Genomic DNA, 24180 nt, shown 5'->3' with positions numbered 1-24180 from the left:
GCCATGGTGCCGTGGCTGGAGCCGGGGACCCCGTTCCCGGATACCCGCACCGCCCTGCGCGACCCGGACGGCCTGCTGGCCGCCGGGGCTGATCTGAGCCCGGAGACACTCCTCCGGGCTTATTCGTTGGGCATCTTTCCCTGGTACGACGCGGATTATCAACCCATCCTCTGGTGGTCGCCTGCCCCACGTTGTGTGATTCGCCCGCAACGGATACATGTCAGCCGCAGCCTGACCCGCCATCTGCGCCGGACCGACTTTACTGTCACCCTGGATCGCGACTTTGAATCGGTGATGCGTCTGTGTGCCGCCCCCCGGGCAGATGGGATGGGCACCTGGATCAGCGAAGAAATGATCACTGCCTATGTTGACCTGCACCAGCTTGGCTTCGCCCACAGTCTGGAGATCTGGCAGGACGGCGCCATTGCCGGCGGCGTTTACGGTATCAAGCTGGGGGGCGTCTTCTTCGGGGAATCCATGGTATCGCCAAGACAAAATGGCTCAAAGATGGCCTTTGCGGCACTGCGCGCCCTGGCGCCCACCCTCGGCATCGAACTGATTGACGCCCAGGTGGAAAACCCGCACCTGCTGACCCTGGGCGCCGAACTGATTGACCGACCCGCTTTTGAGGGTCTGCTGCACAAGCTCATTCCTGACGCTGCCAAGGCAGAGCGCTGGCCGGATACCGATTGGGACCGGTCCCTGATCCTCGAAAGAGCGCGCTAGAACGCCAGCGACAGAAGCTGCGCCGCTCCTCTCCCGGAAAAGGGCAGAATTAGCGCCCCTGCCCCCTCTCGGGGATATGGCTTCCACCAGGATATTCGCTACACTGAGGCCATGACCGATCTGTCCACGCTGCGGTTCTTCCGCACCCCGGCCCACAGCTGCAGTTACCTGGAGGACCGCCAGGCCTCTACCCTGTTTGTGGACCCCCAGGCCAAACTGTCACCAGAGCTCTACAGCGAACTGAGCTTGCTGGGGTTTCGTCGCAGCGGCGATTATCTCTACCGGCCGCACTGCGAGGGCTGCAACGCCTGTATTCCCGCCCGGGTCCGGGTGGCGGATTTCCAACCCCGGCGCCGTCATCGGCGTATCGAGAAAGCCAACCGGGATCTTACGGTTCATCGTGAGCCGGCCCGCTACACCCGTGAGTTCTACAACCTTTACGCCGCCTATATTGATCAGCGACACGGTGACGGCGACATGTATCCGCCTTCGGAGGAGCAATTTACCAATTTCCTGACCTGCGACTGGGCGGATACCCACTTCTACTGCTTCCGCCGCCGGGGAGACCTGCTGGCGGTGGCCGTGACCGATCAGCTGGCGGACGGTCTCTCTGCGGTTTATACCTTCTTTGACCCGACACTGGCGGAGCGCAGCCTGGGGGTAATGGCCCTGCTCTGGCAGATTCGTCAGTGCCATCACCTGGAGCTTCCCTATCTCTATCTGGGGTACTGGATTGACCAGTGTCAAAAGATGGCCTACAAGAGCCAGTACCAGCCCCTGGAAATCCTCCGCAGTGGTGCCTGGAAAGAGTTCAAGAAGGACTAGAGCGCCCGATACCACCTGGAATAACCCGCTTTTCTTTCCCGCCCCAACTTCTTTTGCAGCCCGGCGTCTTTTCCGGCACAATTGCGCCCGCTAATAGCCGGTAACCCAAGGTATTCGTTGGATGGCGAAAGAAGAGCAGATTGAACTAGAAGGTGTCATCGTTGAAACCCTGCCGAACACGATGTTTCGTGTGAAGCTGGACAACGGTCATGTTATTACCGCCCATATCTCCGGGAAGATGCGTAAATTCTATATCCGCATTCTCACCGGTGACCGGGTCAAGGTGGAAATGTCCCCCTATGACCTGACCAAGGGCCGTATTACGTTCCGCATGAAATAAGTGAAAGGCAGTTAACAGTTAATAAGTAACAGTTAACAGCTAAAAAAATACCCCCGTCTTTTCACAGAGCCGGGGGTATTTTTGTTTTTCCTTAGCTATTAACTATTCACCGCTTCTCTTTATGCTGGCTCCGGCTCCGCCGCCTTGACGGTAAGCGACAGTTGGCCGTCCTTCTCGGTCACATCGACCTGGCCACCGTTAGCTGAAAGCTCCCCGAACAGCAGCTTTTCCGCCAGCGGCTTCTTGAGCTGTTCCTGAATCAGTCGGGCCATGGGGCGTGCCCCCATATCCTTGTCATAGCCCTTGTCCGCCAGCCAGGTACGCGCCGCCTTGTCCACGTTGAGCACCACGCCTTTCTCGTCCAGTTGCGCCTGCAGTTCCACCAGGAACTTGTCCACCACACCGAGGATGACCTCTGTGGACAGCGGCTTGAACTGGATGATGCCATCCAGGCGGTTGCGGAACTCGGGGGTGAAGACCTTTTTCAGCATCTCCATGCCATCGGTGCTGTTATCCTGCTCCGTGAAGCCGATGGTGCGCTTGTTCAGCACTTCCACGCCTGCGTTGGTGGTCATGATCACAATCACGTTGCGGAAATCCGCCTTGCGACCGTTATTGTCGGTCAGCGTGGCATTGTCCATGACCTGCAACAGGATATTGAACACCTCCGGGTGAGCCTTTTCGATTTCGTCCAGCAGCAGCACACAGTGAGGCGTCTTGGTCACGGCCTCGGTGAGCAGACCGCCCTGGTCATAACCCACGTAGCCCGGGGGTGCGCCGATCAAGCGGCTGACGGTATGACGCTCCATGTACTCGGACATGTCAAAGCGCACCAGTTCCACACCCAGAGCCCGGGCCAGTTGCCGGCTCACCTCAGTCTTGCCCACCCCGGTGGGGCCGGCAAACATGAAACTGCCAATGGGCTTGTGTTCGCCCTTGAGGCCCGCACGGGACAGCTTGATGGCCGCCGAGATGGTATCAATGGCTTCCTCCTGCCCGAACACGGTCATCTTCAGGTCCCGCTCCAGATTACGCAGCAGTTCCTTGTCGGAAGACGACACCTGCTTGGGAGGAATGCGCGCGATCTTGGCCACCATGTCTTCCACGTCAGTCTCGTCAATGGTGTGCTTGCGCTGGTCTTCCGGGCGCAAACGTTGCCAGGCACCCACCTCGTCAATCACATCAATGGCCTTGTCCGGCAGGTAGCGATCATTGATATAACGGGCACTGAGCTCCGCCGCCGCCTTGAGCGCGGCATCGCTGTAGGTCACATCGTGGTGCTGCTCAAAACGGCTCTTCAACCCTTTGAGAATCCCCACGGTATCTTCCACCGAGGGCTCTACCACATCGATTTTCTGGAACCGGCGCGACAGGGCCCGATCCTTCTCGAATACGCCACGGTATTCCTGGAAGGTGGTCGAGCCCATGCACTTCAGCTCGCCACTGGCCAGCATCGGCTTGAGAAGGTTGGAGGCATCCATAACGCCGCCAGAAGCGGCACCTGCGCCGATGATGGTATGGATCTCATCGATGAAGAGAATCGAGTTGGGGTCTTTCTTCAATTCGGCCAGCACCGATTTCAGGCGTTTCTCAAAATCGCCACGGTACTTGGTACCGGCCAGTAACGCGCCCAGATCCAGGGAATAGACGGTGGCATCCAGCAGTGGTTCCGGCACCTTCTCTTCCACGATCATCCGTGCCAGACCCTCAGCAATAGCGGTCTTGCCGACACCGGGCTCGCCGACCAGGAGCGGGTTATTCTTGCGGCGACGGCAGAGTATCTGGGCCGCCCGCTCTATTTCGAAAGCACGCCCCACCAGCGGATCAATGCGGTCCGCACGGGCCAGCTCATTCAGGTTGCTGGCATAGTTTTCCAGGGCGCTGGCCGGGGCACTCTCCCCGGCATTTTCCATGTCCTGTTCCGCCTCCATGGACGGCTCCGCATCCTGCACCTGGGAAATGCCGTGGGCGATAAAATTCACCACGTCCAGGCGATGGATATCCTGGCAGTTGAGGAAATAGACTGCCTGGCTTTCCTGTTCGTTAAAGATGGCCACCAGCACGTTGGCGCCGGTCACCTCTTTCTTGCCGGAGGATTGCACGCTGAAGACGGCGCGCTGGAGCACACGCTGGAACCCCAGGGTTGGCTGGGTATCACGATCCGGATCACTTTCCGGCAACAGCGGGGTGGAGTCCTCAATAAACTGGCTTAACGCATCGCGCAGTTCCTCCAGATCCGCACTACAGGCGCGCAGGACCTCGATGGCCGCCTCGTTATCCAGCAGCGCCAGCAGCAAATGCTCAACGGTCATGAATTCATGACGGTGGCTACGTGCATGGCGAAACGCTTCATTCAGCGTCATTTCCAGTTCTTTGCTGAGCATAAGGCTACCTCACTGCAGTACCCGGGAATCCAGCTGGAGAGCCTGAATCAGGCTTTCTCCACCTGACACATCAGCGGGTGCTGATTTTCACGGGCGTATTCCACCACCTGAGTGGCTTTCGTTTCGGCGATATCCTGGGGGTACACCCCGCATACCGCCTTTCCTTCGGTATGAACCGTGAGCATCACGCGAGTGGCCTGCTCCCGGCCCAGATTGAAGAAGTCTTCCAGTATCTCTACCACAAAATCCATGGGGGTGTAGTCATCATTGAGCATCAACACCTTGTACATGGACGGTGGCTTCAACTTCGGCCTGGCCTCTTCCACTGCCAGATCGCCGTGACGATCCGGATCGGAAGGCGAATCCGCAGGCCCGTTACGGAGATCCTCTTTTCCGTGAGCCATTACCCAGTGCCCTTGTTGTTGCCAGTTCATAATGCCTCAAAACCGTTGTAACCCTGCTTGCGTCAGCAGGCAATGAAGAAATGATGGACGGTAACGGATTTTTCAATCCCCCACCGTTGAATATTTCACGGGCTTGACACCCCGCCACGCATGTTTAAAAGTTGCACGATAACTCCGGATTCCAGTTTACCGCAGCAGTCGGCCCGGGGATAACAACAAACAACGACAGCCATTGGATAGGCAAGAGGGAAGGACCATGGCAACGGGACGAGTAAAGTGGTTTAACAACGCCAAGGGGTACGGGTTTGTCAGGCCGGATGAAGGGGGTGAGGACCTGTTTGTTCACTACTCCTATATACAGATGGAAGGCTACAAGAGCCTGAAGGCTGGCCAGCCCGTGGAATACGAGGTTCAGCCGGCCAACAAGGGCTTCCACGCTGTCAATCTCAGGGCTGACGGGGATTACGCCGAAGGCGACCACGAAAAAGGCGCCGCTGAAAATCAGTCGACGCCTTCCTGAGCAATCTGTGCCGCAGGGGTATCTGAGAAATCAGATGCCCATATGCTCTATCACCGCATCCCCGAATTCGGAACACTTCAGCAAGGTGGCATCAGGCATCAGTCGCTCGAAGTCATAGGTCACGGTTTTGGCCGCGATGGCCCCTTCCACACCGTTGATGATCAGGTCAGCCGCATCGTTCCAGCCCATATGCCGCAGCATCATTTCCGCTGACAGGATCAGGGAACCCGGGTTCACCTTGTCCTGCCCGGCATATTTCGGCGCCGTACCGTGGGTCGCCTCGAACAGGGACACGGAGCCACCGATGTTGGCACCCGGGGCAATACCGATCCCCCCCACTTCCGCTGCCAGCGCGTCGGAAATATAGTCACCGTTCAGGTTCAGGGTCGCGATCACGCTGTAATCGGCAGGACGCATGAGGATCTGCTGCAGAAACGCATCGGCGATCACATCCTTGATGATGATATCCTTGCCGGTTCGCGGATTTTTCATGGTCATCCAGGGGCCGCCATCCAGCAACTCGGCGCCAAATCGCTCGCCGGCAAGCTGGTAGCCCCAGTCCTTAAAGGCCCCCTCGGTGTACTTCATGATGTTGCCCTTGTGCACCAGGGTCACGGAATCCTTGTCATTGTCGATGGCATACTGAATCGCCTTGCGCACCAGGCGCTGGGTCCCCTCCCGGGACACCGGCTTGATGCCAATACCACAGCCTTCCGGGAAGCGGATCTGGGTGACGCCCATTTCCTCTCGCAGGAAACGAATCAGCTTGGTCGCTTCCGGGCTGTCGGCCGCCCACTCAATACCGGCGTAAATATCTTCAGAGTTTTCCCGGAAAATGATCATATCGGTGAGTTCGGGGTGCACCACCGGGCTGGGAACCCCTTCAAAGTAGCGCACAGGACGCATACAGGTATAAAGGTCCAGCTCCTGACGCAAGGCCACGTTCAGTGAACGGATACCCCCTCCCACCGGGGTAGTCAGTGGCCCTTTAATGCCCACGGTAAACTCCCGCAGGGCTTCGAGGGTCTCCTCCGGCAGCCAGACATCCGGCCCGTAGACTACCGTGGCCTTTTCTCCTGCATACACTTCCATCCAGGTGATGCCGCGCTTGGTGCCATAGGCTTTTTCAATGGCTGCATTCACCACTTTCATCATTACCGGTGAGATATCAACACCAATGCCGTCCCCTTCGATATACGGAATGATCGGGTGATTGGGGACATTCAGGGACAGGTCCGCATTGACCGTGATTTTGTCACCGTCTGCAGGCACCGTGATCTTTTGGTATCCCATCTACACTACTCCCTCTGAATAAAAGCGAAACAGGTATTTACTGGCGAGTATAGCACCGACCTGCAAGCGGCGGACATCTGCCCGGAGGCCGATTAAGCAAGCTTTCCGCCCGATCTTCAGACAGCCACCCAAGCGGTCAGGGAGCCGGATTGAACATTGCGACTGAAACAGGGCCCGGTGGATTGTCCATAAAAAAGCCGGCTTGCGCCGGCCTTCTTATTCACTGCAGAGACTAGAGTCTGTCGAGGATATTATTGAAGGTGGCACTGGGCCGCATGGCAGCAGAGACCTTGCCAAAATCGGGATTATAGTAACCGCCGATATCCACGGGGGACCCTTGTACCGCAATCATTTCCTTGACGATAGCGTCTTCATTTTCTGTCAGAGCTGAGGCAATGGCGGTGAATTTGCTTTTCAGTTCAGCATCCTCATCCTGCTCGGCCAGCGCCTGCGCCCAGTACATGGCCACATAGAAATGACTGACCCGATTATCGGGCTCGCCGACTTTTCTTGACGGCGACTTGTTCTGCTCCAGATACTGCTCATTCGCCTTATCCAAAGCCGCGGCAATCACCTTGGCCCTTTCGTTGCCGTATTTTTCACCCAGTTCCTCGATGGACACCGACAGCGCCAGAAATTCGCCCAGCGAATCCCAACGCAAATGGTTTTCTTCTGTGAACTGCTGTACGTGTTTCGGGGCCGAGCCGCCAGCACCGGTTTCATAGAGCCCACCGCCGGCCATCAAAGGCACAATGGAAAGCATCTTGGCGCTGGTGCCGAGCTCCAGAATCGGGAACAAGTCCGTCAGGTAATCACGCAACACATTCCCGGTGACCGAGATAGTGTCTTTGCCCCGAATCATCCGTTCCATGGTGTAACGGATCGCCTGAACCGGAGACATGATGCGGATATCAAGCCCGTCAGTATCATGGTCTTGCAGATATTTTTTGACTTTGACAATAAGCTGGGCGTCATGGGCCCGCTCCTTGTCCAGCCAGAAGATGGCCGGGGTATCACTCTGCCGGGCACGGCTGACGGCCAACTTCACCCAGTCACGAATGGGCAGATCTTTCGCCTGACACATGCGCCAGATATCCCCTTGCTCCACTTCATGGGTCAGCAAGATTTCACCGTCTTCACGGACGATGCGCATGGTTCCGGCTGATTCGACTTCAAAGGTCTTGTCATGAGAGCCGTATTCTTCGGCTTTCTGGGCCATCAGGCCCACGTTAGGCACCGAACCACAGGTCACCGGATCGAAAGCACCATGGGTTTTGCAGAAGTTGATCACTTCCTGGTAAATCGTGGCATAGGTGCTTTCAGGGATAACCGCCTTGGTGTCCTTGAGCTTGCCGTCTGCGCCATACATTTTGCCACCCTGACGTATCATCGCCGGCATGGAGGCATCCACAATCACGTCGGAAGGCACGTGCAGATTGGAAATGCCGCGGTCTGAATCGACCATGGCCAGTTCAGGGCGGTGCAAATAGCAGGCACGAATGGTGGATTCGATTTCCAGACGCTGGGAAATCGGCAACTCTTCGATCTTCTGGTAGATGTGGCTCAGGCCATTGTTCGGGTTGGCGCCGATCTCATCGAGAATCTCGCCATGCTTGTCGAACAGCTCCTTGTAGAAACGGCGAACCGCATAGCCGAACACAATGGGGTGAGACACCTTCATCATGGTGGCTTTCACGTGCAGGGAGAACAGAATGCCGGTTTCCTTGGCATCATCGATCTGCTTGTCAAAAAAGTCGCACAGTGCCTTTTTGCTCATATACATGGCATCAATCACTTCGCCATCCAGCAACGGCAATTCCGGCTTCATGACCGTGACATTGCCCTCGGCATTCTCAAACTCGATGCGAACATTGCAGGCTTTCTCGACCGTCAGGGAGGTTTCATGGGAAAAGAAATCGCCGCCACGCATGTGCGCGACATGGGTGCGCGATGCCGGGCTCCAGTACCCCATGCTGTGAGGGTTCTTGCGGGCATAATTCTTCACCGCAATGGGAGCACGACGATCCGAGTTGCCCTCTCGCAGTACCGGATTGACCGCGGACCCGAGAATTTTGGCGTAGCGGGCCTGGATCTCTTCCTGTTCCGCGTCGCGGGGATCATCCGGGTACTCCGGCACGGCAAAACCGTGCTCGTTCAGCTCCGCAATGGCTTCCCTGAGCTGTGGAATGGAGGCACTGATGTTGGGGAGTTTGATAATGTTGGCGTCGGGATCCTGGGTCAATTCTCCCAGCGCGGAGAGCGTGTCTTCCACTCTTTGTTCGTCTGAAAGATATTCAGGAAAACTCGCGAGAATACGTGTGGCCAGTGATATATCGCTGCTTTCCACTTGAATGCCAGCGATGGAAGTGAATTTTTCAATGATAGGTAGAAAGGAATAGGTCGCCAGCGCTGGCGCTTCATCGGTAATCGTATAAATAATTTTAGGGGTCATAAAATTACAGGTCCCAATTGTATTGGCAGTGCTTCTCGCCCGATATGAGCCGGCTTTTGGCCGTCAGATCAGCGAGCCTAAAAGGAGTGCTCCCTCCAGATAAACCGTATTCTGCATGAGTTGGCGAGTATAGCACCGACCGTTTAGCCTTGTTAGTTCAACCGGCACCAACGCCATAACGACAGCCACCGAAACCCATACCCATGGCACAACTGATATTGCTCAACAAGCCCTTTCACACGCTATCGCAGTTCAGTGACGACCGCGGTCGTCGCACACTGCGAGAGTTCGTCCCGGTGGCCGGCGTTTACCCGGCCGGGCGGCTGGACTGGGATTCTGAAGGACTGTTGTTGCTCACTGATGACGGTGCCCTGCAGGCGCGTATCAGTGACCCGCGTTTCCATCTGCCCAAGACCTACCTGGTTCAGGTGGAAGGCACGCCCGGGGAGCAGGAACTGCAAAAACTGCGCCAGGGCATCACCCTGAAGGATGGCGACTGCCGACCCGCCAAAGCGGCGCGCATCGACGCCCCTGACCTGTGGCCGCGTCACCCCCCGGTCAGGACCCGAAAAACAGTAGCGGATAGCTGGCTGAAACTCACCATAGACGAAGGTCGAAATCGGCAGGTACGGAGAATGACCGCCGCCATCGGTCACCCCACACTCCGCCTGGTGCGCTGGCAAATCGGCGACTGGGACCTGACCGGGCTGGCCCCCGGGGAATGGCGGTCTATGGCGGTTCATGCTCCGAAAGCGCCTGCAGCCAGGCAGCGGCGGCCTCGGCGTCCCGCTCACGGGCCTCGACCCAGAACCAGCGGCCGCCGATAAGTTCTTTCTTCCAGAAGGGGGCCCGGGTTTTCAGCAGGTCCATGATAAAGGCGCAGGCCTCGAAGGCGGCCTGTCTGTGAGCGGCACTCACCGCTACCTGAACGATGTCATCACCCGGCTCCATGGGGCCAACCCGGTGCACTACCCAGGCACCATTCAGGTGCCACTTCTGCCGGGCCTGCTCGACAATGGTGCCAAGCACAGACTCTGTCATCCCCGGGTAATGCTCCAGATGGAGCGCCTCCACCCTGCCCTGTTCATCGCGGACCTGGCCGGAAAACTGTACCTGGGCGCCGCTGAGGCCCGCATCACGAAGCCAATCTGACGGCTCCGCGGCCACCAGCGGGCCATTACGAATCTCGATACGGGTTTTCATCCCCCGGTCACCGGCGGGAATAGCGCCACAACATCGCCGGGAGAAACCGTGGAGTCTTCCGAACCCAGCACCTCGTTGACCGCCACCATACGGCGTGGTGTGGCCGCCAGGGCCTCGGCCAATGCCGGGTCTGTCTCCAGCCATTCCACCAGCTTCGCCACCGTATCCACTGAATCCGGGGGGGACACTGCCAGCCTGTCACTGCCAACCCGCTCACGAAGGGCAGCGAAAAAACGGATTTCAATCATGCATGGGTACCTTCGAAAACCATCCCGGGAGCAAACGGCCATTGGCCATGCCTGCATGGCTCCCACCCTATCAAGGAACAAACGCCTCAGGGCCTGACGTAGTGACCACTGCGGCCACCTTCCTTTTCCAGCAGGCAGATGCCTTCAATTACCATGCCACGATCTACCGCCTTGCACATATCGTAGAGGGTCAGCGCTGCCACCGAGGCCGCCGTCAGGGCTTCCATTTCCACCCCTGTGGTGCCTTTCAGTTTGCAGGAAGCCCGAATCAGCAGCGCATCCTCGCCCTCCTCGTCGATGGCGACCGTTACCTTGGTCAGCAATAACGGATGACACATGGGGATCAGGTCCCAGGTTTTCTTGGCAGCCTGAATGCCGGCGATACGGGCGGTGGCCAGCACATCGCCTTTGGGGTGACGCTGATCGCGGATCATCGCCAGGGTCTGCGGTTCCATGCGAATACGGGCCATGGCTGTGGCCTGCCGCTGCGTTTCCGCCTTGTCCGTCACGTCCACCATCTGGGCGCGTCCCTGGTCATCCAGGTGGGTAAACCGGTCCCCGGGCATTGATCACTCCTGTTGTCTGTGGCGCTGCTGCGCTACCATTCCCGCCCTGATTTGCGTCTGAATCCAGAGCCACGCGCGGGTATCGTGGATTCAGTTATCATTGTGCCCCATTTGGACGGGGTCGGTACCGGTAGGGTTGATATGAACAGCTTTGAGCCGCACATTACTGTGGCCTGTGTGGTGGAACAAGACGGGCGCTTCCTCTTTGTTCGGGAAATGAGCAAGGGCAAGGAAGTGCTGAATCAGCCCGCCGGGCATGTGGAGTTCGGGGAAAACCTGATCCAGGCCGCCTATCGGGAAACCCTCGAAGAGACCGCCTGGCAGGTAGAAGTCACCGATCTGCTGGGCTGGTATATCTTCCAGCCCTTCCGGGGCGCCGGGGTCTACTTCCGCACCTGTTTCGTGGCCAGACCGGTCAGCCATGACCCGGGCCAGAAGCTGGATACCGGTATTCTTGGCGCCGAATGGCTGACCCCGGACGAACTGCGCAGCCGCCGCCCCCAACACCGTAGCGCCCTGGTGGAAAAATGCCTGGATGACTACCTGTCAGGACGCCGCTTGCCACTGGACACCATCTATCAGCACCCCTGGCCGCTACAACGCGGCTGACATGAAGGCAGCACCATGAGCCACGTTTCTGCAAAAGCCCCACAAGACACCCATGTGATCGTCGGCATGTCCGGCGGTGTGGATTCCTCGGTGGCCGCTGCGCGGTTGCTGGACGCGGGTTATCGCGTCGAGGGCCTGTTCATGAAGAACTGGAATGAGGATGACGGCACCGACTACTGCACCGCCCGGGAAGACCTGATGGATGCCATGCAGGTGGCCGGGGTGCTGGGTATCGAACTGCACACCGCCAACTTTGCGGCAGAATACTGGGACCGTGTCTTCGAGCACTTTCTTGCCGAGTACAAGGCCGGGCGCACCCCCAACCCGGACATCCTCTGCAACAAGGAAATCAAATTCCAGGCCTTTCTGGATCACGCCATCACCCTGGGGGCTGACTATATCGCCACCGGCCATTATTCCAGGGTGAGCCACGACGGCAAGGGCCGCTTGCTACGCGCGGTGGATACCAACAAGGACCAGACCTACTTCCTCCATGCCGTGGATCACCACAAATTCGCGCGCACCCTGTTCCCCCTGGGGGATCTGGAAAAGCCGGAAGTGCGGCGCATCGCCGAAGAAAAGGGCTTTGCCAATCACAAGAAGAAGGACTCCACCGGGATCTGCTTTATCGGCGAGCGCCGCTTCAAGGATTTTCTTGAACAGTACCTGCCCGCCCAGCCCGGCAAGATCGAGGACGATCATGGCAATGTGATCGGCGACCACGATGGCCTCATGTATTACACCCTGGGCCAGCGCCAGGGGCTGGGCATTGGTGGTCTCGCCAACGCCGGTGATGCCCCCTGGTATGTGGCCGGCAAGGATCTTGACCGCAACGTCCTGATTGCCGTGCAAGGCACCGATCACCCATTGCTGTACAGCCGCGAACTGACCAGCGCTCCCATGCAGTGGGTTGCCCTGGCAGCCCCGGCCTTGCCCGCCCGGCTCACCGCCAAGACCCGCTATCGGCAACCGGATCAGGCCTGCACCGTCAGCGATGCCGGGGATGGCCGCGTCCATGTGGTCTTTGATGAACCCCAGCGTGCCGTCACGCCGGGCCAGTCCGTGGTGTTCTACGATGGCCCCCTGTGCCTGGGTGGTGCTGTCATTGAGGAAACGGCATGAGCGAACGCTTCAACCCGCAACAACAACAGCTTCTGGCCCTGGCCGCGGTCTTTCAGGCCGCCCAGCTGGCCGACGACATCGCCCTTCGCGGTGATTGCGAACCGCGCGCCTTCGAGGCCCTGATGCAGGGCGTCATGGCCCTGGATGCGGACAGCTTTGACGCCATTTATCCGCAGCCTGCCCTGCTTCGTGATGGCGTCAGCCTGCTTAACCGCAGCCTCAACCGCGATTCCGCCGGCGGCAACCTGCGGCCACTCAATTATGGCCTTGCCTTGCTGCACCTGGCCGCCAAGCTGCGCAAGAGCGATGACACCGTGAATATCCTGCGCCATCGACTCAAGGCGCTGGATGGACAACAGGCCCATTTCAGCAGTGTGCGGGATGATGCCTTCTGCCACCGCCTGGCCGGCATCTATGTGGATACCCTGGGCACCTTCCGCTTTCGCATCCAGGTGAAGGGGGAACCCGCCCACCTGCAGGACGAAAACAAGGCCGCCCGGGTTCGCGCCCTGTTTCTGGCCGGGGTGCGCGCCGCCTTCCTCTGGCACCAGCTCGGCGGCCGCCGCTGGCAGTTGCTGTTCCAGAGGAAACGGCTTTTAAGTGCCATAGAATCCATAGATATCAATAACCTATAGGTCACTCTTAAAGCTACTTGCAGGATCAGCGCTCTCTGTGCCCCGCGGGTATGAGCCGCGAATCGCGCGGTAGCAGGGAAATCGTCCGAAGGGCGATCAGGTGAATCAGAAGCCTGCATATCTCCAGGAACGCTTGCCGCAGCCATCACCCTCTGTTGCCTCGCTTCGCTCGGTTCGCCCCTCAAGCGGGGCGCCTACAGGGAGCATCCGCTAACCCGGCAAACAACAACGCAGCCTTTGCGGTTTTACGGTATCATTGCGCCGCTTTTACCCTCACGGAAACGATTCGGGAGCTATTTCCATGTCCAGCCTTACCTCTTTGAATGCCATTTCACCGGTCGATGGCCGCTATGCCGGCAAGGTGGATGCCCTGCGCCAAACCACCAGTGAATACGGCCTTATCCGCTTCCGCGTGCACGTGGAAGTGAGCTGGCTGGAACAGCTCGCCCACGACAAGAACATCCCCGAAGTGCCATTGATGAGCGGCCAGGCTGCCTGGCACCTGCGCGGTATAACCCGCGACTTCGATGTGGAGCATGCCGAACGCATCAAGGCCATCGAAGCTACCACCAACCATGACGTGAAGGCGGTGGAATACTTCATCAAGGAACAGATGGCCGAACACGAAGAGCTGGCCGGCATGAGCGAATTCGTTCACTTCGCCTGCACCAGTGAGGACATCAACAACCTGTCCTACTCCCTGATGCTCAAGGAAGCCCGGGAAATCCTGCTGCCGAAGATGGACCAGGTAATCAGCGCCATCCGTCATCAGGCCCATGCCCAGGCGGATCAGCCCATGCTGTCACGCACTCATGGCCAGTCCGCCTCCCCCACTACCGTGGGCAAGGAAATGGCCAATGTGGTGGCCCGCCTGCAACGCCAGCGGGACCAGTTTGCCGCTGTGGCGCTGCTGGGCAAGATCAACGGTGCCGTGGGCAACTACAACGCCCACCTGTCCGCTTACCCGGATGTGGACTGGGAAGCCTTTGCCCGCCGTTTTGTGGAAGGCCTGGGCCTCACTTTCAATCCCTACACCACCCAGATCGAGCCCCACGACTGCGTGGCCGAGTACTTCCACGCCCTGATGCGCTTCAACACTATCCTGCTCGATTTTGACCGTGACGTGTGGGGCTATATTTCCCTGGGCTACTTCAAGCAGAAGACCGTGGAAGGCGAAGTGGGCTCCTCCACCATGCCGCACAAGGTCAACCCCATCGACTTCGAAAACTCTGAAGGCAACCTGGGCCTGGCCAACGCCATCATGGATCATCTGGCGGCCAAGCTGCCGGTGTCCCGCTGGCAGCGTGACCTGACCGACTCCACCGTGCTGCGCAACGTGGGTGTGGGCCTGGCGCACAGCCTGATCGCCTTCGAAGCCAGCCTGAAAGGTATTGGCAAACTGGAAGTGAACCCGGCCCGCCTGAATGCGGATCTGGATGCGGCCTGGGAAGTGCTGGCCGAGCCAATCCAGACGGTCATGCGCCGCTACGGTATCGAGAAGCCCTACGAAAAACTCAAAGCCCTGACCCGTGGCAAGGACGGTATCAACCAGGACACCCTGACCGCCTTTATCAATGATCTGGCGATTCCTGACGAAGCCAAGGAAATCCTGCTGGCCATGACCCCGGGCAGCTACATCGGCAATGCGCCCCAGCAAGCGCGCAATATCTGATGACCGACGCTCCGGGCCAGTCAGCCCTGACTCTGCCGCGCTTCACTCTGCCCATGAAGCCGGCAGCGTTTTTGCGGGACTACTGGCAGAAAAAGCCCCTGTTCATGCCCGGCGCCGCCAGCGGCCTGGATGAGCCAGACGCGGACACCCTGGCCGGGCTGGCGCTGGAAGACAACGTGGAAGCGCGCATCATTCGCGGCTCTGCCGGTGGCAGCTGGGAACTGAAACAGGGTCCGTTCGAGGAAACCGTGTTTGCCGAGCTGGGTGAGCGGGACTGGACCCTGCTGGTACAGTCTGTGGATCACTATCTCACCGATGTGTCCCTGCTGCTGGACAGTTTTGCCTTCCTGCCCAACTGGCGCCTGGAAGACATCATGATGAGCTATGCCGCCAAGGGTGGCAGCGTGGGGCCCCACTACGACCGCTATGACGTATTCCTGATCCAGGCCGCCGGCAGCCGCCGCTGGCAGATCGGTGATATCTGCGACGAAAAAACGCCGAAATTGCCGCATCCTGATCTGAAGTTACTGGCCGATATGCCGGTGCACGAAGCGTTCGTGGCCAACCCGGGCGACGTCCTCTATCTGCCCCCCGGCGTGGCACACCACGGGGTCGCCGAAGACAGTGACTGCATCACCTGGTCGGTGGGCTTCCGGGCCCCGGATTACCAGATGCTAATGGCGGAAATTGCCGGTGAATGTCTGGCCGATGCGGACAGCGAACTGTTCACCGACCCGGACCGGCCAGTGACTGGAGACCCGTCAGTACTGGCCGATGCAGACCGGCAGCAACTGGTTCGCGGCGCCCTGGACCTGCTCAACCCGGCGGCCATTGAGCGTGCAGTTTATCGCTGGCTGTCCACGCCCCGGCTGGATGGACTTGAATTTGCAGTCGATGATGCCCATATTCGCCACCGCGATCCATCGATCGCCCTGGTGCGACATGGTAGTGTGCGCCTGATTTTGCAGGGCAACATTGCCTGGTTAAACGGTGAGCCCTACTCACTGACAGAACAACAACGACCACTGGTACAGCTGCTGGCCCGCCAGCGCTGCTATACCCGTGACGCGCTGGATGCGGTAATGCAGCCAGCCGGGAGTGAATTGCTACATGACTGGATTGAACAGGGCTTCTTCGCCCCACTATAACGAGACCCCTATGGCTATCAGCATTATCGAGACCCGCTGGGACGAACACGAAAGCGCCCTGCGAGCCCTTCGCCAGAAGGTCTTTATCAACGAGCAACATGTTCCCGAAGAGCTGGAGTGGGATGGCGAAGACGATAACGCCGTCCATTTTCTGGCCCTGGACCGGGAACAGAACCCGGTGGGTTGTATCCGTCTGCTGCCGACCGGGCAGATCAGCCGTCTGTGTGTGCTCTCCGAGCAACGCAACAACGGGGTTGGCAGTTCCCTGCTGGTCGCGGCGGAAGAAGCCGCCCGCGCCAAGGGCATGGAAGAAATCTTTCTGCACGCCCAGACCCACGCCACCAGCTTCTACGAAGCGGCCGGTTTTGCAGTGTCCGGCGGCATCTTCATGGATGCCAATATCCCCCACCGCCAGATGTTCAAACCCCTGGTCTGATGCCTTTTGTCATCGGTGACGACGACACCCTGCACCACCCGGAATTCCACGAGGCCGGCACGGCGCTGGCCAGCTTGATCCTGGCCTGCCGCCGCAGCCTGTGGCTGCGGGTGCCCTCGCTGGATAACCTGACCGCCGACCGGGTCGTCTGCGATGCTCTCAAGCGGCTGGGATTGAGCAGTGAAAGAGTGGATATTCGCATTCAGTACGACAGCCAGGACGACGCTATCCGCAACGGCCACCGCCTGATCCACCTGGCGCGCAGACTGCCTTCCCGTATCCAGCTTCGCCAGAGCCAGGACGATGACAGGGATGGCCAGCTTTGCTTTGCCATCGGTGACAACACCGGCCTGTTTGAAGCCAGCGGCTGGCCCCGGCCCGCCCGGCTGGACCTGTGTGCCCACCGGCTGCCCAGGGCGCCACGACTGGCGCGGCAGTTTCAGGAGCAATGGGAGCGCGCCTTCCATTCAACCGAGTTGAGAGAGCTACGCCTGTAGGCGCCTCGCTCGCGGAGGATGCCCGGCCAGCTGGGCCTGCCGTGCCGAAAGCCCGGGTTACAGACTCGCTGTCAGCCGCCAGTTCAGCTGCCCGCTGGCCTGATATTTTTCCTCGAAATCCGTCAACGGCTCGTGTTGTTCTGGCAACGCAGACAATGTCGCCTGGATACCACTGATCTGCAGCGCCGCCTGCACTTCTTGCAGATACAGGGGCCAGTTACTGCGCATTTCCAGCTCCCCACCCAGAGACAGCAAGGTGGGCCACACCGGGTGACCGTGCCAGCGCCGCTTGAGATGGGCGCTTTTGGGCCAGGGGTTGGGATAGAGAATCTGGTGGCGGTGAAGTTGCCAGCCCTCTCCGGCCATCAGCCGCCACAGGCCAGCGCAATCGGCCCGCAGCAACAACAGGTTGTCAGGAAGGGTCTCAAACCGCCTAGTCGCCCGGTCCAGCCGCACGGCGGACTGGTCCACGCCGACCACCAGGGCATTCGGATTCTGGCTGGCCAGCGCACGGGACGAGCGGCCGGTGCCACAACCGGAATCCAGCATCAGGGGTCTCTCACTGCCCTGCGCATCACGCCATTGCTGCAATCGGCGAAATGCCTGGACATCATGATCGGCAATGGGGGCGCGCCAGGGGTGCTGCAGATGACGGCGGACCACCCGATCCAGGTCGTCATGGATGGAGGTCTGGTTGGTGGTAACGCTTCGGCTGTTGGCAAACATGGCAACTCTGGGGTTGTTCACAGGCGGCGGCCATTATGCCTGTGATCCACTCACCATGCGCAGTGGAACCGCCATGGTACAGTGAGAAAAAGTCTGCGGGAGCCGGTCATGGAAAGAAGCATTCACGTTTGCCGAACCCTGGTGTTCTTGCTGTTACTGGTGCTGGTCGTACCCGCGGCGGCGGATAACCTGCGAATCCATGTCCTGCCACGCCCGGACGCCCCCGCCCTGCTGCCCGTGATCGAACCCCTGCTGCCGCCTGGAGGCAGTGTGCGGGCCTACCAGGGCAAACTGATCATTCGCACCACCGATAGCAATATGGCAGAGCTGGAGCAGGCGTTGGGCAGCCTGGAAGCCACGCCCTCTGCGCTGGTTGTCCATCTGCGCCGCCATGGCAGCAGCAGTGAACAACGGCACGGTGTGAATACCCGCATCCAGGGGCAAATACCCGGCGGTGTCTCCGGCGACATTCGCATTCAACAGAGTCAGCGCCAGACAAGCCAGCAGGACCATTACCGGATCCGCACCCTCAGCGGTTACCCGGCCCATATCAGCCAGGGCACCCTGCTCGCCCTCGGTGGCGGCTATTACGGCACCGTGTTTGCCGAGCTGCAACAGGGGATTCAGGTAGTCCCACAACTGACCCCGGACGGCAGCGTCGTCCTGCAGATCCGCCAGCGCTACGACCAACCGGGCGGCCAGGGCGTGGCATACACCCAATCCAGCGGCACCACCCTGCAGCTACAGCCGGGGGTCTGGCAACCCATGGGCAGCATCCGCGTAGAACGCCAACAGGACCAGCGTGGTTTTGGCGGGGTGCAGAGCAGCAGCCAGCAAGTCAATTTGCCGCTGGAAGTGATGGTGGAGATCAGTGAATAGTTAACAGTGAACAGTTACGCGGCGAACAACAGGCAGGGATTAAAACGCAAGAGGCCGCGCCCAACGATTGGGCGCGGCCTCTTTGCTTTCAAGAACCGCGGCACGAGAACGCGTCGCTGTTAACGGTTAATTATTCACTGTTAACCGTTGTTCTTCAGCTCACGGCGACGACGGTGCAGAACCGGCTCAGTGTAGCCGCTGGGCTGGGAGCAGCCCTCGAACACCAGCTCTACCGCTGCCTGGAAGGCGACGGAGTTGTCGAAGTCCTTGGCCATGGGCACGTACAGCGGATCGTTGGCGTTCTGACGATCGACCACTTCGGCCATGCGCTTCAGGGTTTCCATCACCTGTTCCTGATTGGTGATGCCGTGGTGCAGCCAGTTGGTCACGTGCTGGCTGGAGATACGCAGGGTGGCGCGGTCTTCCATCAGGCCCACATCATTGATGTCCGGCACCTTGGAACAACCGACGCCCTGATCGATCCAGCGCACCATGTAACCCAGAATACCCTGGGCGTTGTTATCCAGCTCCTGCTGGATTTCCTCGGCGGACAGCTCACGGGTGAGCAGCGGCACGGTGAGGATGTCGTCCAGGGAGGCACGCTTGCGGTTGGCCAGCTCTTTCTGCACCTGGGCCACGTTCACTTCGTGGTAGTGGGTCACGTGCAGGGTGGCGGCGGTCGGGGACGGTACCCAGGCGCAGTTGGCACCGGCTTTCGGGTGACCAGCCTTGGTGGCCATCATCTCGGCCATCTCGTCCGGCTTGGGCCACATGCCCTTGCCGATCTGGGCGTGGCCCGGCAGGCCGCACTCCAGGCCGATATCCACGTTCCAGTCTTCGTAGGCGTTGATCCACGGCAGGGCTTTCATGTCGCCCTTGCGCGCCATGGGGCCCGCTTCCATGGAAGTGTGCATTTCGTCACCGGTACGATCCAGGAAGCCGGTGTTGATGAAGATCACACGCTCCTTGGCCTGACGGATACACTCCTTCAGGTTGACGGTGGTGCGGCGCTCTTCGTCCATAATGCCAATTTTCAAGGTGTTAGCAGCCAAACCTAAGGCTTTTTCTACACGCTCGAACAGCTCAACGGCGAAGGCCACTTCTTCCGGGCCGTGCATCTTCGGCTTCACGATGTACATGGAACCGGTGCGGCTGTTGCTCAGTTTATTGAGCTTCTTCAGGTCATGCAGACCCGCCAGTACGGTCACCATGCCGTCCATGATGCCTTCCGGAGTCTCTTCCCCGTTCATCAGGATGGCCGGGTTGGTCATCAGGTGGCCCACGTTACGAACCAGCAGCAGGGAGCGGCCGTGCAGGGTCAGCGTGGAGCCGTCCAGGGCGGTGTACTCGCGATCCGGGTTCATGGCACGGGTCATGGTCTTGCCGCCCTTCTCGAAGGATTCCTGCAGGTCGCCCTTCATCAGGCCGGCCCAGTTGCGGTACACCTCGACCTTGTCTTCCGCATCCACGGCAGCCACGGAGTCTTCGCAGTCCTGGATGGTGGTGATGGCGGATTCCAGCAGCACATCCTTCATGTTCGCCGCGTCTTCAGCACCAATCGGGTGGCTGGCGTCGATCTGGATTTCCGCATGCAGGTTGTTGTGCTTAAGCAGGATGCCGGACGGAGCCGCCGCATCGCCCACGTAGCCCTGCAGCTGGGACTCGTCTTTCAGGCCGCTCTTATCACCGCCCAGAGACACTTCCAGCTTGCCATCGACGATGGCGTAGCCAGTGCTGTCCTTGTGGGAGCCGCTGGCCAGGGGGAAATAGTTATCCAGGAAGTCGCGGGCCCAGGCGATCACCTTGGCGCCACGCTTGGGGTTGTAGGCACCGCCTTTCTCGGCGCCGCCTTCATCGGAAATCACGTCGGTGCCGTACAGGGCATCGTAGAGGCTGCCCCAGCGGGCATTGGCCGCGTTCAGGGCGAAGCGGGCATTCTTCACCGGTACCACCAGCTGCGGGCCGGCGATGGTGCCGATCTCGTCATCCACATTCTCGGTGGTGACCTTGAAGTCGTCGCCTTCCGGCAACAGGTAGCCGATCTCGGTCAGGAACTGCTTGTACTCGGCCATGTCGATGGCCTGGCCTTTACGGGCCTTGTACCACTCATCCAGTTGCGCCTGGATGGTTTCACGCTTTTCCAGCAGCGCCTTGTTCTTGGGCGCCAGGTCCTTGAGGATGCTTTCCAGCTCGGCCCAGAAGTGTTCCGGGTCCACGCCGGTGCCCGGCGCAATCTCGTTGACTACCAGATCATGGAGTTCGGCAGCGATTTCGAGGCTACCCTTCTGAATACGATCGGTCATGGTGCTCCTACCCTTCTGGTCGAGAGAGTCTTGGTTAATCGGGACATTCAGCGAAAACCCAAGGGTCGATCTCACGTCAGTGAGCTCGGAGGAAATCGCAGAAGCCCGGGGAAACGGTTACATGGCCATCCGATGGACAGCCCCGCAAAAAGGCGCGGGCATTTTACCGGAAACGTGGCCGTGAATCATGTTTAGTGGCAAATCAGGGAAAATCGTTGTTTTTTTGATCAACCGAACAGGTTGACCACATCCAGCCGATGGGCCTGTTCGCCGCCCTGCTGCTGGCCGTCTTCCAGGTTCTCGAAATCAAACAGACGGGTATCGGCCAATTGGGAGGGGGCAATATTCTGGATCGCGGCAAAGATGTTCTCGATGCGCCCGGGCTGGTCCCGGTCCCACTTGTTGAGCATCTCCTTGATCACCTGCCGTTGCAGGTTTTCCTGGGAGCCGCACAGATTGCAGGGAATGATCGGGAAATCCTTGAAGTTGGAAAACGCGATAATGTCCTTTTCCCGACAGTAGGCCAGCGGGCGAATGACGATATTGCGGTTATCGTCGCTGCGCAGCTTGGGCGGCATGGCTTTCATCTTGCCGCCGTAGAACATGTTCAGGAACAGGGTTTCAATGATGTCGTCACGGTGATGGCCCAGGGCGATCTTGTTGGCGCCGATTTCCTCGGCAAACCCGTACAGGCTGCCCCGGCGCAGGCGGGAACACAGACCACAGGTGGTTTTGCCCTCGGGGACCTTCTCCTTGACGATGGAATAGGTGTCCTTTTCCAGGATGTGGTAGGCCACCCCTTCCTTTTCCAGGTATTCGGGCAGTACATGCTCCGGGAAGCCTGGCTGCTTCTGGTCCAGGTTCACCGCCACCAGCTCGAAATTCACCGGTGCCGAATGCTGCAGATTGCGCAGGATTTCCAGCATGGTGTAGGAATCCTTGCCGCCGGACAGGCACACCATCACCTTGTCGCCCTCACCGATCATATTGAAATCGGCAATGGCACGACCGACCTCACGCCGCAGCTTCTTCTGCAACTTGTTGAGGCGGGTCCGTTGTTTGGCGTCCAAGGCGTCCACAGACATTACGTCACCTTCATTTTACGGATCAATCGGCGGTACAGCGCGGGGCTCCAGCGTTTCAGGTAGACGCCCGCCCCTTCGCGGCCGGCGATGATAACCTGATCACGGCCACGCTGCACGGCCTTCACCAGCCGTTCAGCGCATTCTTCAGGGGGAATACCGGCTTCCTGGGCCTCGTCCATGCTGCCCTGGGCGGAACCATCCGCGGTGAGCGCATTGAGCGAGACATTGGTACGGATAAACCCAGGCATCACCAGGGTCACCCGGATACCGGCATCGTACTCTTCCGCGCGCAGGGATTCGAAGAAACCGTGGAGGGCATGCTTGCTGGCGCTGTAGGCGCTGCGCAGGGGCGTGGGCAATTCACCCACCAGTGAGGTGACCACCACAAACCGGCCACTGCCCTGCTCTTTCAGCCAGGGCAGCACCGCCTTGGTCAATGCCACCGCCCCGAAGAAATTCACCTCCATGATGCGCCGGTCCACCTCAAGATCAGTATCCGCCACCAGGGAACGCTGGGAGATGCCGCCGTTATGGATCACCTGATCAAGGCGATCAAAGCGGTTACGCACGGCCTCCACCGCCGCAGGCATGGCGCCGCTATCGGCCAAATCCAGCGGCAGGACCAGATGATCATCACTGTTGACCAGACCCTCGCGGACCCGTTGCAGCTCCGCTTCCCGGCGGGCAGAAAGCACCAGCGTTGCACCGCGTCGGGCATATTCCTTCGCCACTGCCTCGCCAATGCCGGAGGATGCTCCGGTAATCCATACCACCTTGCCAGCCAATGTCTCGGACATAAGAACTCCTGAAAACCGCTACGAGCTGCAAGCTTAATGCCTCAAGCCCAAAAACAAAAAGCGCGGGAAACCGCGCTCTTCGCTTGTAACTTGTAGCTTGTAGCTGACGATTTATTTCAGTTCTTTGGAGGACAGCCCCAGCAGGTGCCGTGCGACGATCAACTGCTGGATCTGCTGGGTGCCTTCGAAGATGTCGATAATCTTGGAATCCCGGGCCAGCTTTTCCAGCAAAGTCCGCTCGGAATAACCCAGCTCGCCGCACAGGGCCACACACTTGAGGGTGACGTCGTTGCCCATGCGCCCGGCTTTAGCCTTGCACATGGAAGCCTCCTTGGAATTGGGCTGGCCATTGTCGGCCATCCAGGCCGCCTTGAGGGTCATCAGCCGGGCCGCTTCCAGGTCGGCTTCCAGGCGATAAAGCTCCAGCTCCCGGGCCGTAGAGTTATAAGGTTGTTTCGAGAAATCAGCGCCAACCCCTTCTTTTTCAAATATTTCCCGGGTAATCTCCAACGCAGCACGGGCCACACCCAGGGCCATGGCAGCCACTTGCGGCCGGGTGTTATCAAAGGTCTGCATGACCCCACCGAATGCTTTCTTGCGGGCTTCCTCGGTGTCACCGATCTCCGCAGAACCGAGAATATGGTCCTTGGGAATGCGGCAGTTATTGAAAGACAGCGCCGCGGTATCGGACACCCGCAGGCCCATCTTGTCTTCCACCCGCACCAGCTGGAGGCCCGGGTTATCGCGGGGGACAATAAAGGATTTGATCGCCGCCTTGCCCAGGGATTTATCCAGTGTCGCCCAGACCACCACCGCGTCGCAGCGCTGGCCGGCGGTGCAGTAGATTTTCTCGCCATTGAGCACCCACTCGTCACCGTCCAGTTCGGCGGTGGTGCTGACCGCAGCGGAATCCGAGCCGGCACCGGGCTCAGTGATGGCCATGGCACAGTAGAGCTTGCCGTATTTTTCTTTCTGCTCCGGGGTGCCCACCGCCATGACGGCCGCATTGCCAAGCCCTGAGCCCGGGATCGAGAGCATGAGCCCCACATCCCCCCAGCACATGGCTTCCACCGCCAGGATGCCGGTCATGTTGCTGCCATTTTTGATCTCGTCGCCACCGCTCTTGCCGCCGCTGCCGCGAGGCATGGCCGCCATCATCTGTGCCACCGGTTTCAGTTCTTCCGGGGTGTCGCAGTGCTCGATGGCGTCGTATTTACGGGCAATGGGACGAAAGACACCCGCCGCCAGTTGCTGGGCCATCTGCTGGACCTGTTGGAGCTTGGCCGGGATTTCCAGGTTGATCATGTCTC

25 protein-coding genes are annotated in these 24180 nt (G+C 59.4%); 13 read left to right on the top strand and 12 right to left on the bottom strand.

Annotated features, from left to right (window positions below; genetic code table 11):
• Nucleotides 1-3: 3 nt before the first annotated feature.
• The 3 genes from aat to infA all read left to right on the top strand — a co-directional run bounded on the left by aat (nucleotide 4) and on the right by infA (nucleotide 1891).
• Nucleotides 4-726 carry a leucyl/phenylalanyl-tRNA--protein transferase gene (gene aat, locus A0251_RS12960; protein WP_062817274.1) on the top strand — a complete coding sequence of 241 codons (723 nt, stop codon included), beginning with the start codon at nucleotides 4-6 and terminating at the stop codon, nucleotides 724-726.
• A gap of 111 nt (nucleotides 727-837) precedes the next feature.
• On the top strand, nucleotides 838-1551 hold the full coding sequence (locus A0251_RS12955; protein ID WP_062817273.1) for an arginyltransferase: 714 nt from the start codon (nucleotides 838-840) through the stop codon (nucleotides 1549-1551).
• 121 nt (nucleotides 1552-1672) lie between these two features.
• Nucleotides 1673-1891 carry a translation initiation factor IF-1 gene (gene infA / locus A0251_RS12950; RefSeq protein WP_022984063.1) on the top strand — a complete coding sequence of 73 codons (219 nt, stop codon included), beginning with the start codon at nucleotides 1673-1675 and terminating at the stop codon, nucleotides 1889-1891.
• 119 nt (nucleotides 1892-2010) lie between these two features.
• On the opposite strand, the gene clpA is transcribed toward infA, so the two are convergent.
• Nucleotides 2011-4275 (bottom strand): ATP-dependent Clp protease ATP-binding subunit ClpA, encoded by a 2265-nt coding sequence (clpA, locus tag A0251_RS12945; RefSeq protein WP_062817272.1) that lies wholly within the window; start codon nucleotides 4273-4275, stop codon nucleotides 2011-2013.
• Nucleotides 4276-4322: 47 nt separating this feature from the next.
• The gene (clpS, locus tag A0251_RS12940; protein ID WP_062817271.1) at nucleotides 4323-4679 is read right to left on the bottom strand and encodes an ATP-dependent Clp protease adapter ClpS; all 357 of its coding nucleotides are present in this window, start codon (nucleotides 4677-4679) and stop codon (nucleotides 4323-4325) included.
• Nucleotides 4680-4935: 256 nt separating this feature from the next.
• On the opposite strand from clpS, the gene A0251_RS12935 reads away from it, so the two are divergent.
• Nucleotides 4936-5199 (top strand): cold-shock protein, encoded by a 264-nt coding sequence (locus tag A0251_RS12935; RefSeq protein ID WP_062817270.1) that lies wholly within the window; start codon nucleotides 4936-4938, stop codon nucleotides 5197-5199.
• A 30-nt stretch (nucleotides 5200-5229) separates the two neighbouring features.
• On the opposite strand, the gene icd is transcribed toward A0251_RS12935, so the two are convergent.
• Complete coding sequence (gene icd / locus A0251_RS12930; protein WP_062817269.1) at nucleotides 5230-6492, bottom strand: NADP-dependent isocitrate dehydrogenase; 1263 nt, start codon at nucleotides 6490-6492, stop codon at nucleotides 5230-5232.
• A gap of 232 nt (nucleotides 6493-6724) precedes the next feature.
• Nucleotides 6725-8944: an NADP-dependent isocitrate dehydrogenase gene (locus A0251_RS12925; RefSeq protein WP_062817268.1), complete on the bottom strand. Its 2220-nt coding sequence runs from the start codon at nucleotides 8942-8944 to the stop codon at nucleotides 6725-6727.
• Nucleotides 8945-9147: 203 nt separating this feature from the next.
• Between A0251_RS12925 and A0251_RS17230 the strand changes: the two genes are divergently transcribed.
• Nucleotides 9148-9771 carry a pseudouridine synthase gene (locus A0251_RS17230; RefSeq protein ID WP_082810883.1) on the top strand — a complete coding sequence of 208 codons (624 nt, stop codon included), beginning with the start codon at nucleotides 9148-9150 and terminating at the stop codon, nucleotides 9769-9771.
• On the opposite strand, the gene A0251_RS12915 is transcribed toward A0251_RS17230, so the two are convergent.
• From A0251_RS12915 to moaC, 3 genes are all read right to left on the bottom strand, one after another.
• Complete coding sequence (locus A0251_RS12915) at nucleotides 9674-10147, bottom strand: molybdenum cofactor biosynthesis protein MoaE (protein WP_062817266.1); 474 nt, start codon at nucleotides 10145-10147, stop codon at nucleotides 9674-9676. The genes A0251_RS17230 and A0251_RS12915 overlap by 98 nt on opposite strands.
• Nucleotides 10144-10395, bottom strand: coding sequence for a molybdopterin converting factor subunit 1 (moaD, locus tag A0251_RS12910; RefSeq protein ID WP_062817265.1), 252 nt, complete (start codon nucleotides 10393-10395; stop codon nucleotides 10144-10146). Before moaD ends, A0251_RS12915 begins: the two co-directional genes overlap by 4 nt.
• 86 nt (nucleotides 10396-10481) lie before the next feature.
• On the bottom strand, nucleotides 10482-10961 hold the full coding sequence (gene moaC / locus A0251_RS12905) for a cyclic pyranopterin monophosphate synthase MoaC (RefSeq protein WP_062817264.1): 480 nt from the start codon (nucleotides 10959-10961) through the stop codon (nucleotides 10482-10484).
• Between the two features lie 141 nt (nucleotides 10962-11102).
• Here moaC and A0251_RS12900 point away from each other — a divergent pair, with 141 nt between their 5' ends.
• From A0251_RS12900 to A0251_RS12870, 7 genes are all read left to right on the top strand, one after another.
• Nucleotides 11103-11570, top strand: coding sequence for an NUDIX hydrolase (locus A0251_RS12900; RefSeq protein WP_062817344.1), 468 nt, complete (start codon nucleotides 11103-11105; stop codon nucleotides 11568-11570).
• Nucleotides 11571-11585: 15 nt separating this feature from the next.
• A complete protein-coding gene (gene mnmA / locus A0251_RS12895) occupies nucleotides 11586-12692 on the top strand; it encodes a tRNA 2-thiouridine(34) synthase MnmA (protein ID WP_062817263.1) in 1107 nt (368 codons plus the stop codon).
• Nucleotides 12689-13327 carry a high frequency lysogenization protein HflD gene (gene hflD / locus A0251_RS12890; RefSeq protein WP_062817262.1) on the top strand — a complete coding sequence of 213 codons (639 nt, stop codon included), beginning with the start codon at nucleotides 12689-12691 and terminating at the stop codon, nucleotides 13325-13327. Before mnmA ends, hflD begins: the two co-directional genes overlap by 4 nt.
• Nucleotides 13328-13628: 301 nt before the next feature.
• The gene (purB, locus tag A0251_RS12885) at nucleotides 13629-14999 is read left to right on the top strand and encodes an adenylosuccinate lyase (protein WP_062817261.1); all 1371 of its coding nucleotides are present in this window, start codon (nucleotides 13629-13631) and stop codon (nucleotides 14997-14999) included.
• The gene (locus tag A0251_RS12880) at nucleotides 14999-16147 is read left to right on the top strand and encodes a JmjC domain-containing protein (protein WP_062817260.1); all 1149 of its coding nucleotides are present in this window, start codon (nucleotides 14999-15001) and stop codon (nucleotides 16145-16147) included. The genes purB and A0251_RS12880 overlap by 1 nt, the downstream gene beginning before the upstream one ends.
• Nucleotides 16148-16157: 10 nt before the next feature.
• Nucleotides 16158-16583, top strand: a complete 426-nt coding sequence (locus A0251_RS12875) for a GNAT family N-acetyltransferase (protein WP_062817259.1) — start codon at nucleotides 16158-16160, stop codon at nucleotides 16581-16583.
• Nucleotides 16583-17080, top strand: a complete 498-nt coding sequence (locus A0251_RS12870; protein ID WP_062817258.1) for a hypothetical protein — start codon at nucleotides 16583-16585, stop codon at nucleotides 17078-17080. Before A0251_RS12875 ends, A0251_RS12870 begins: the two co-directional genes overlap by 1 nt.
• A gap of 57 nt (nucleotides 17081-17137) precedes the next feature.
• Here the strand turns inward: A0251_RS12870 and A0251_RS12865 are convergent, their stop codons facing one another.
• Nucleotides 17138-17806: a tRNA (guanosine(46)-N(7))-methyltransferase TrmB gene (locus A0251_RS12865; protein WP_062817257.1), complete on the bottom strand. Its 669-nt coding sequence runs from the start codon at nucleotides 17804-17806 to the stop codon at nucleotides 17138-17140.
• A gap of 108 nt (nucleotides 17807-17914) precedes the next feature.
• Between A0251_RS12865 and A0251_RS12860 the strand changes: the two genes are divergently transcribed.
• A complete protein-coding gene (locus A0251_RS12860) occupies nucleotides 17915-18685 on the top strand; it encodes a type II and III secretion system protein (RefSeq protein ID WP_231874235.1) in 771 nt (256 codons plus the stop codon).
• A gap of 140 nt (nucleotides 18686-18825) precedes the next feature.
• Here A0251_RS12860 and A0251_RS12855 read toward each other — a convergent pair whose 3' ends face one another.
• The 4 genes from A0251_RS12855 to A0251_RS12840 all read right to left on the bottom strand — a co-directional run bounded on the left by A0251_RS12855 (nucleotide 18826) and on the right by A0251_RS12840 (nucleotide 24175).
• A complete protein-coding gene (locus tag A0251_RS12855; RefSeq protein WP_062817256.1) occupies nucleotides 18826-20988 on the bottom strand; it encodes a malate synthase G in 2163 nt (720 codons plus the stop codon).
• 227 nt (nucleotides 20989-21215) lie between these two features.
• Complete coding sequence (gene ttcA, locus A0251_RS12850) at nucleotides 21216-22073, bottom strand: tRNA 2-thiocytidine(32) synthetase TtcA (RefSeq protein ID WP_062817255.1); 858 nt, start codon at nucleotides 22071-22073, stop codon at nucleotides 21216-21218.
• Nucleotides 22073-22870, bottom strand: a complete 798-nt coding sequence (locus tag A0251_RS12845) for an SDR family oxidoreductase (protein WP_062817254.1) — start codon at nucleotides 22868-22870, stop codon at nucleotides 22073-22075. Before A0251_RS12845 ends, ttcA begins: the two co-directional genes overlap by 1 nt.
• Before the next feature lie 111 nt (nucleotides 22871-22981).
• Nucleotides 22982-24175 (bottom strand): acyl-CoA dehydrogenase family protein, encoded by a 1194-nt coding sequence (locus tag A0251_RS12840; protein WP_062817253.1) that lies wholly within the window; start codon nucleotides 24173-24175, stop codon nucleotides 22982-22984.
• Between the last annotated feature and the right edge of the window lie 5 nt (nucleotides 24176-24180).

Origin of the sequence: Alcanivorax sp. NBRC 102024 (genome assembly GCF_001602235.1) — a bacterium.
Classification (GTDB): domain Bacteria; phylum Pseudomonadota; class Gammaproteobacteria; order Pseudomonadales; family Alcanivoracaceae; genus Alcanivorax.
Note: the sequence above shows the minus strand (reverse complement) of the source record. Positions and strands in the feature narration are given on the sequence as shown.

Bases quoted from the DNA above. Each gene is read 5' to 3' on its own strand.
- aat (WP_062817274.1), top strand. From the start codon at position 4: ATGGTGCCGTGGCTGGAGCCGGGGACCCCGTTCCCGGATACCCGCACC.
- A0251_RS12955 (WP_062817273.1), top strand. From the start codon at position 838: ATGACCGATCTGTCCACGCTGCGGTTCTTCCGCACCCCGGCCCACAGC.
- infA (WP_022984063.1), top strand. From the start codon at position 1,673: ATGGCGAAAGAAGAGCAGATTGAACTAGAAGGTGTCATCGTTGAAACC.
- clpA (WP_062817272.1), bottom strand. From the start codon at position 4,275: ATGCTCAGCAAAGAACTGGAAATGACGCTGAATGAAGCGTTTCGCCAT.
- clpS (WP_062817271.1), bottom strand. From the start codon at position 4,679: ATGGCTCACGGAAAAGAGGATCTCCGTAACGGGCCTGCGGATTCGCCT.
- A0251_RS12935 (WP_062817270.1), top strand. From the start codon at position 4,936: ATGGCAACGGGACGAGTAAAGTGGTTTAACAACGCCAAGGGGTACGGG.
- icd (WP_062817269.1), bottom strand. From the start codon at position 6,492: ATGGGATACCAAAAGATCACGGTGCCTGCAGACGGTGACAAAATCACG.
- A0251_RS12925 (WP_062817268.1), bottom strand. From the start codon at position 8,944: ATGACCCCTAAAATTATTTATACGATTACCGATGAAGCGCCAGCGCTG.
- A0251_RS17230 (WP_082810883.1), top strand. From the start codon at position 9,148: ATGGCACAACTGATATTGCTCAACAAGCCCTTTCACACGCTATCGCAG.
- A0251_RS12915 (WP_062817266.1), bottom strand. From the start codon at position 10,147: ATGAAAACCCGTATCGAGATTCGTAATGGCCCGCTGGTGGCCGCGGAG.
- moaD (WP_062817265.1), bottom strand. From the start codon at position 10,395: ATGATTGAAATCCGTTTTTTCGCTGCCCTTCGTGAGCGGGTTGGCAGT.
- moaC (WP_062817264.1), bottom strand. From the start codon at position 10,961: ATGCCCGGGGACCGGTTTACCCACCTGGATGACCAGGGACGCGCCCAG.
- A0251_RS12900 (WP_062817344.1), top strand. From the start codon at position 11,103: ATGAACAGCTTTGAGCCGCACATTACTGTGGCCTGTGTGGTGGAACAA.
- mnmA (WP_062817263.1), top strand. From the start codon at position 11,586: ATGAGCCACGTTTCTGCAAAAGCCCCACAAGACACCCATGTGATCGTC.
- hflD (WP_062817262.1), top strand. From the start codon at position 12,689: ATGAGCGAACGCTTCAACCCGCAACAACAACAGCTTCTGGCCCTGGCC.
- purB (WP_062817261.1), top strand. From the start codon at position 13,629: ATGTCCAGCCTTACCTCTTTGAATGCCATTTCACCGGTCGATGGCCGC.
- A0251_RS12880 (WP_062817260.1), top strand. From the start codon at position 14,999: ATGACCGACGCTCCGGGCCAGTCAGCCCTGACTCTGCCGCGCTTCACT.
- A0251_RS12875 (WP_062817259.1), top strand. From the start codon at position 16,158: ATGGCTATCAGCATTATCGAGACCCGCTGGGACGAACACGAAAGCGCC.
- A0251_RS12870 (WP_062817258.1), top strand. From the start codon at position 16,583: ATGCCTTTTGTCATCGGTGACGACGACACCCTGCACCACCCGGAATTC.
- A0251_RS12865 (WP_062817257.1), bottom strand. From the start codon at position 17,806: ATGTTTGCCAACAGCCGAAGCGTTACCACCAACCAGACCTCCATCCAT.
- A0251_RS12860 (WP_231874235.1), top strand. From the start codon at position 17,915: ATGGAAAGAAGCATTCACGTTTGCCGAACCCTGGTGTTCTTGCTGTTA.
- A0251_RS12855 (WP_062817256.1), bottom strand. From the start codon at position 20,988: ATGACCGATCGTATTCAGAAGGGTAGCCTCGAAATCGCTGCCGAACTC.
- ttcA (WP_062817255.1), bottom strand. From the start codon at position 22,073: ATGTCTGTGGACGCCTTGGACGCCAAACAACGGACCCGCCTCAACAAG.
- A0251_RS12845 (WP_062817254.1), bottom strand. From the start codon at position 22,870: ATGTCCGAGACATTGGCTGGCAAGGTGGTATGGATTACCGGAGCATCC.
- A0251_RS12840 (WP_062817253.1), bottom strand. From the start codon at position 24,175: ATGATCAACCTGGAAATCCCGGCCAAGCTCCAACAGGTCCAGCAGATG.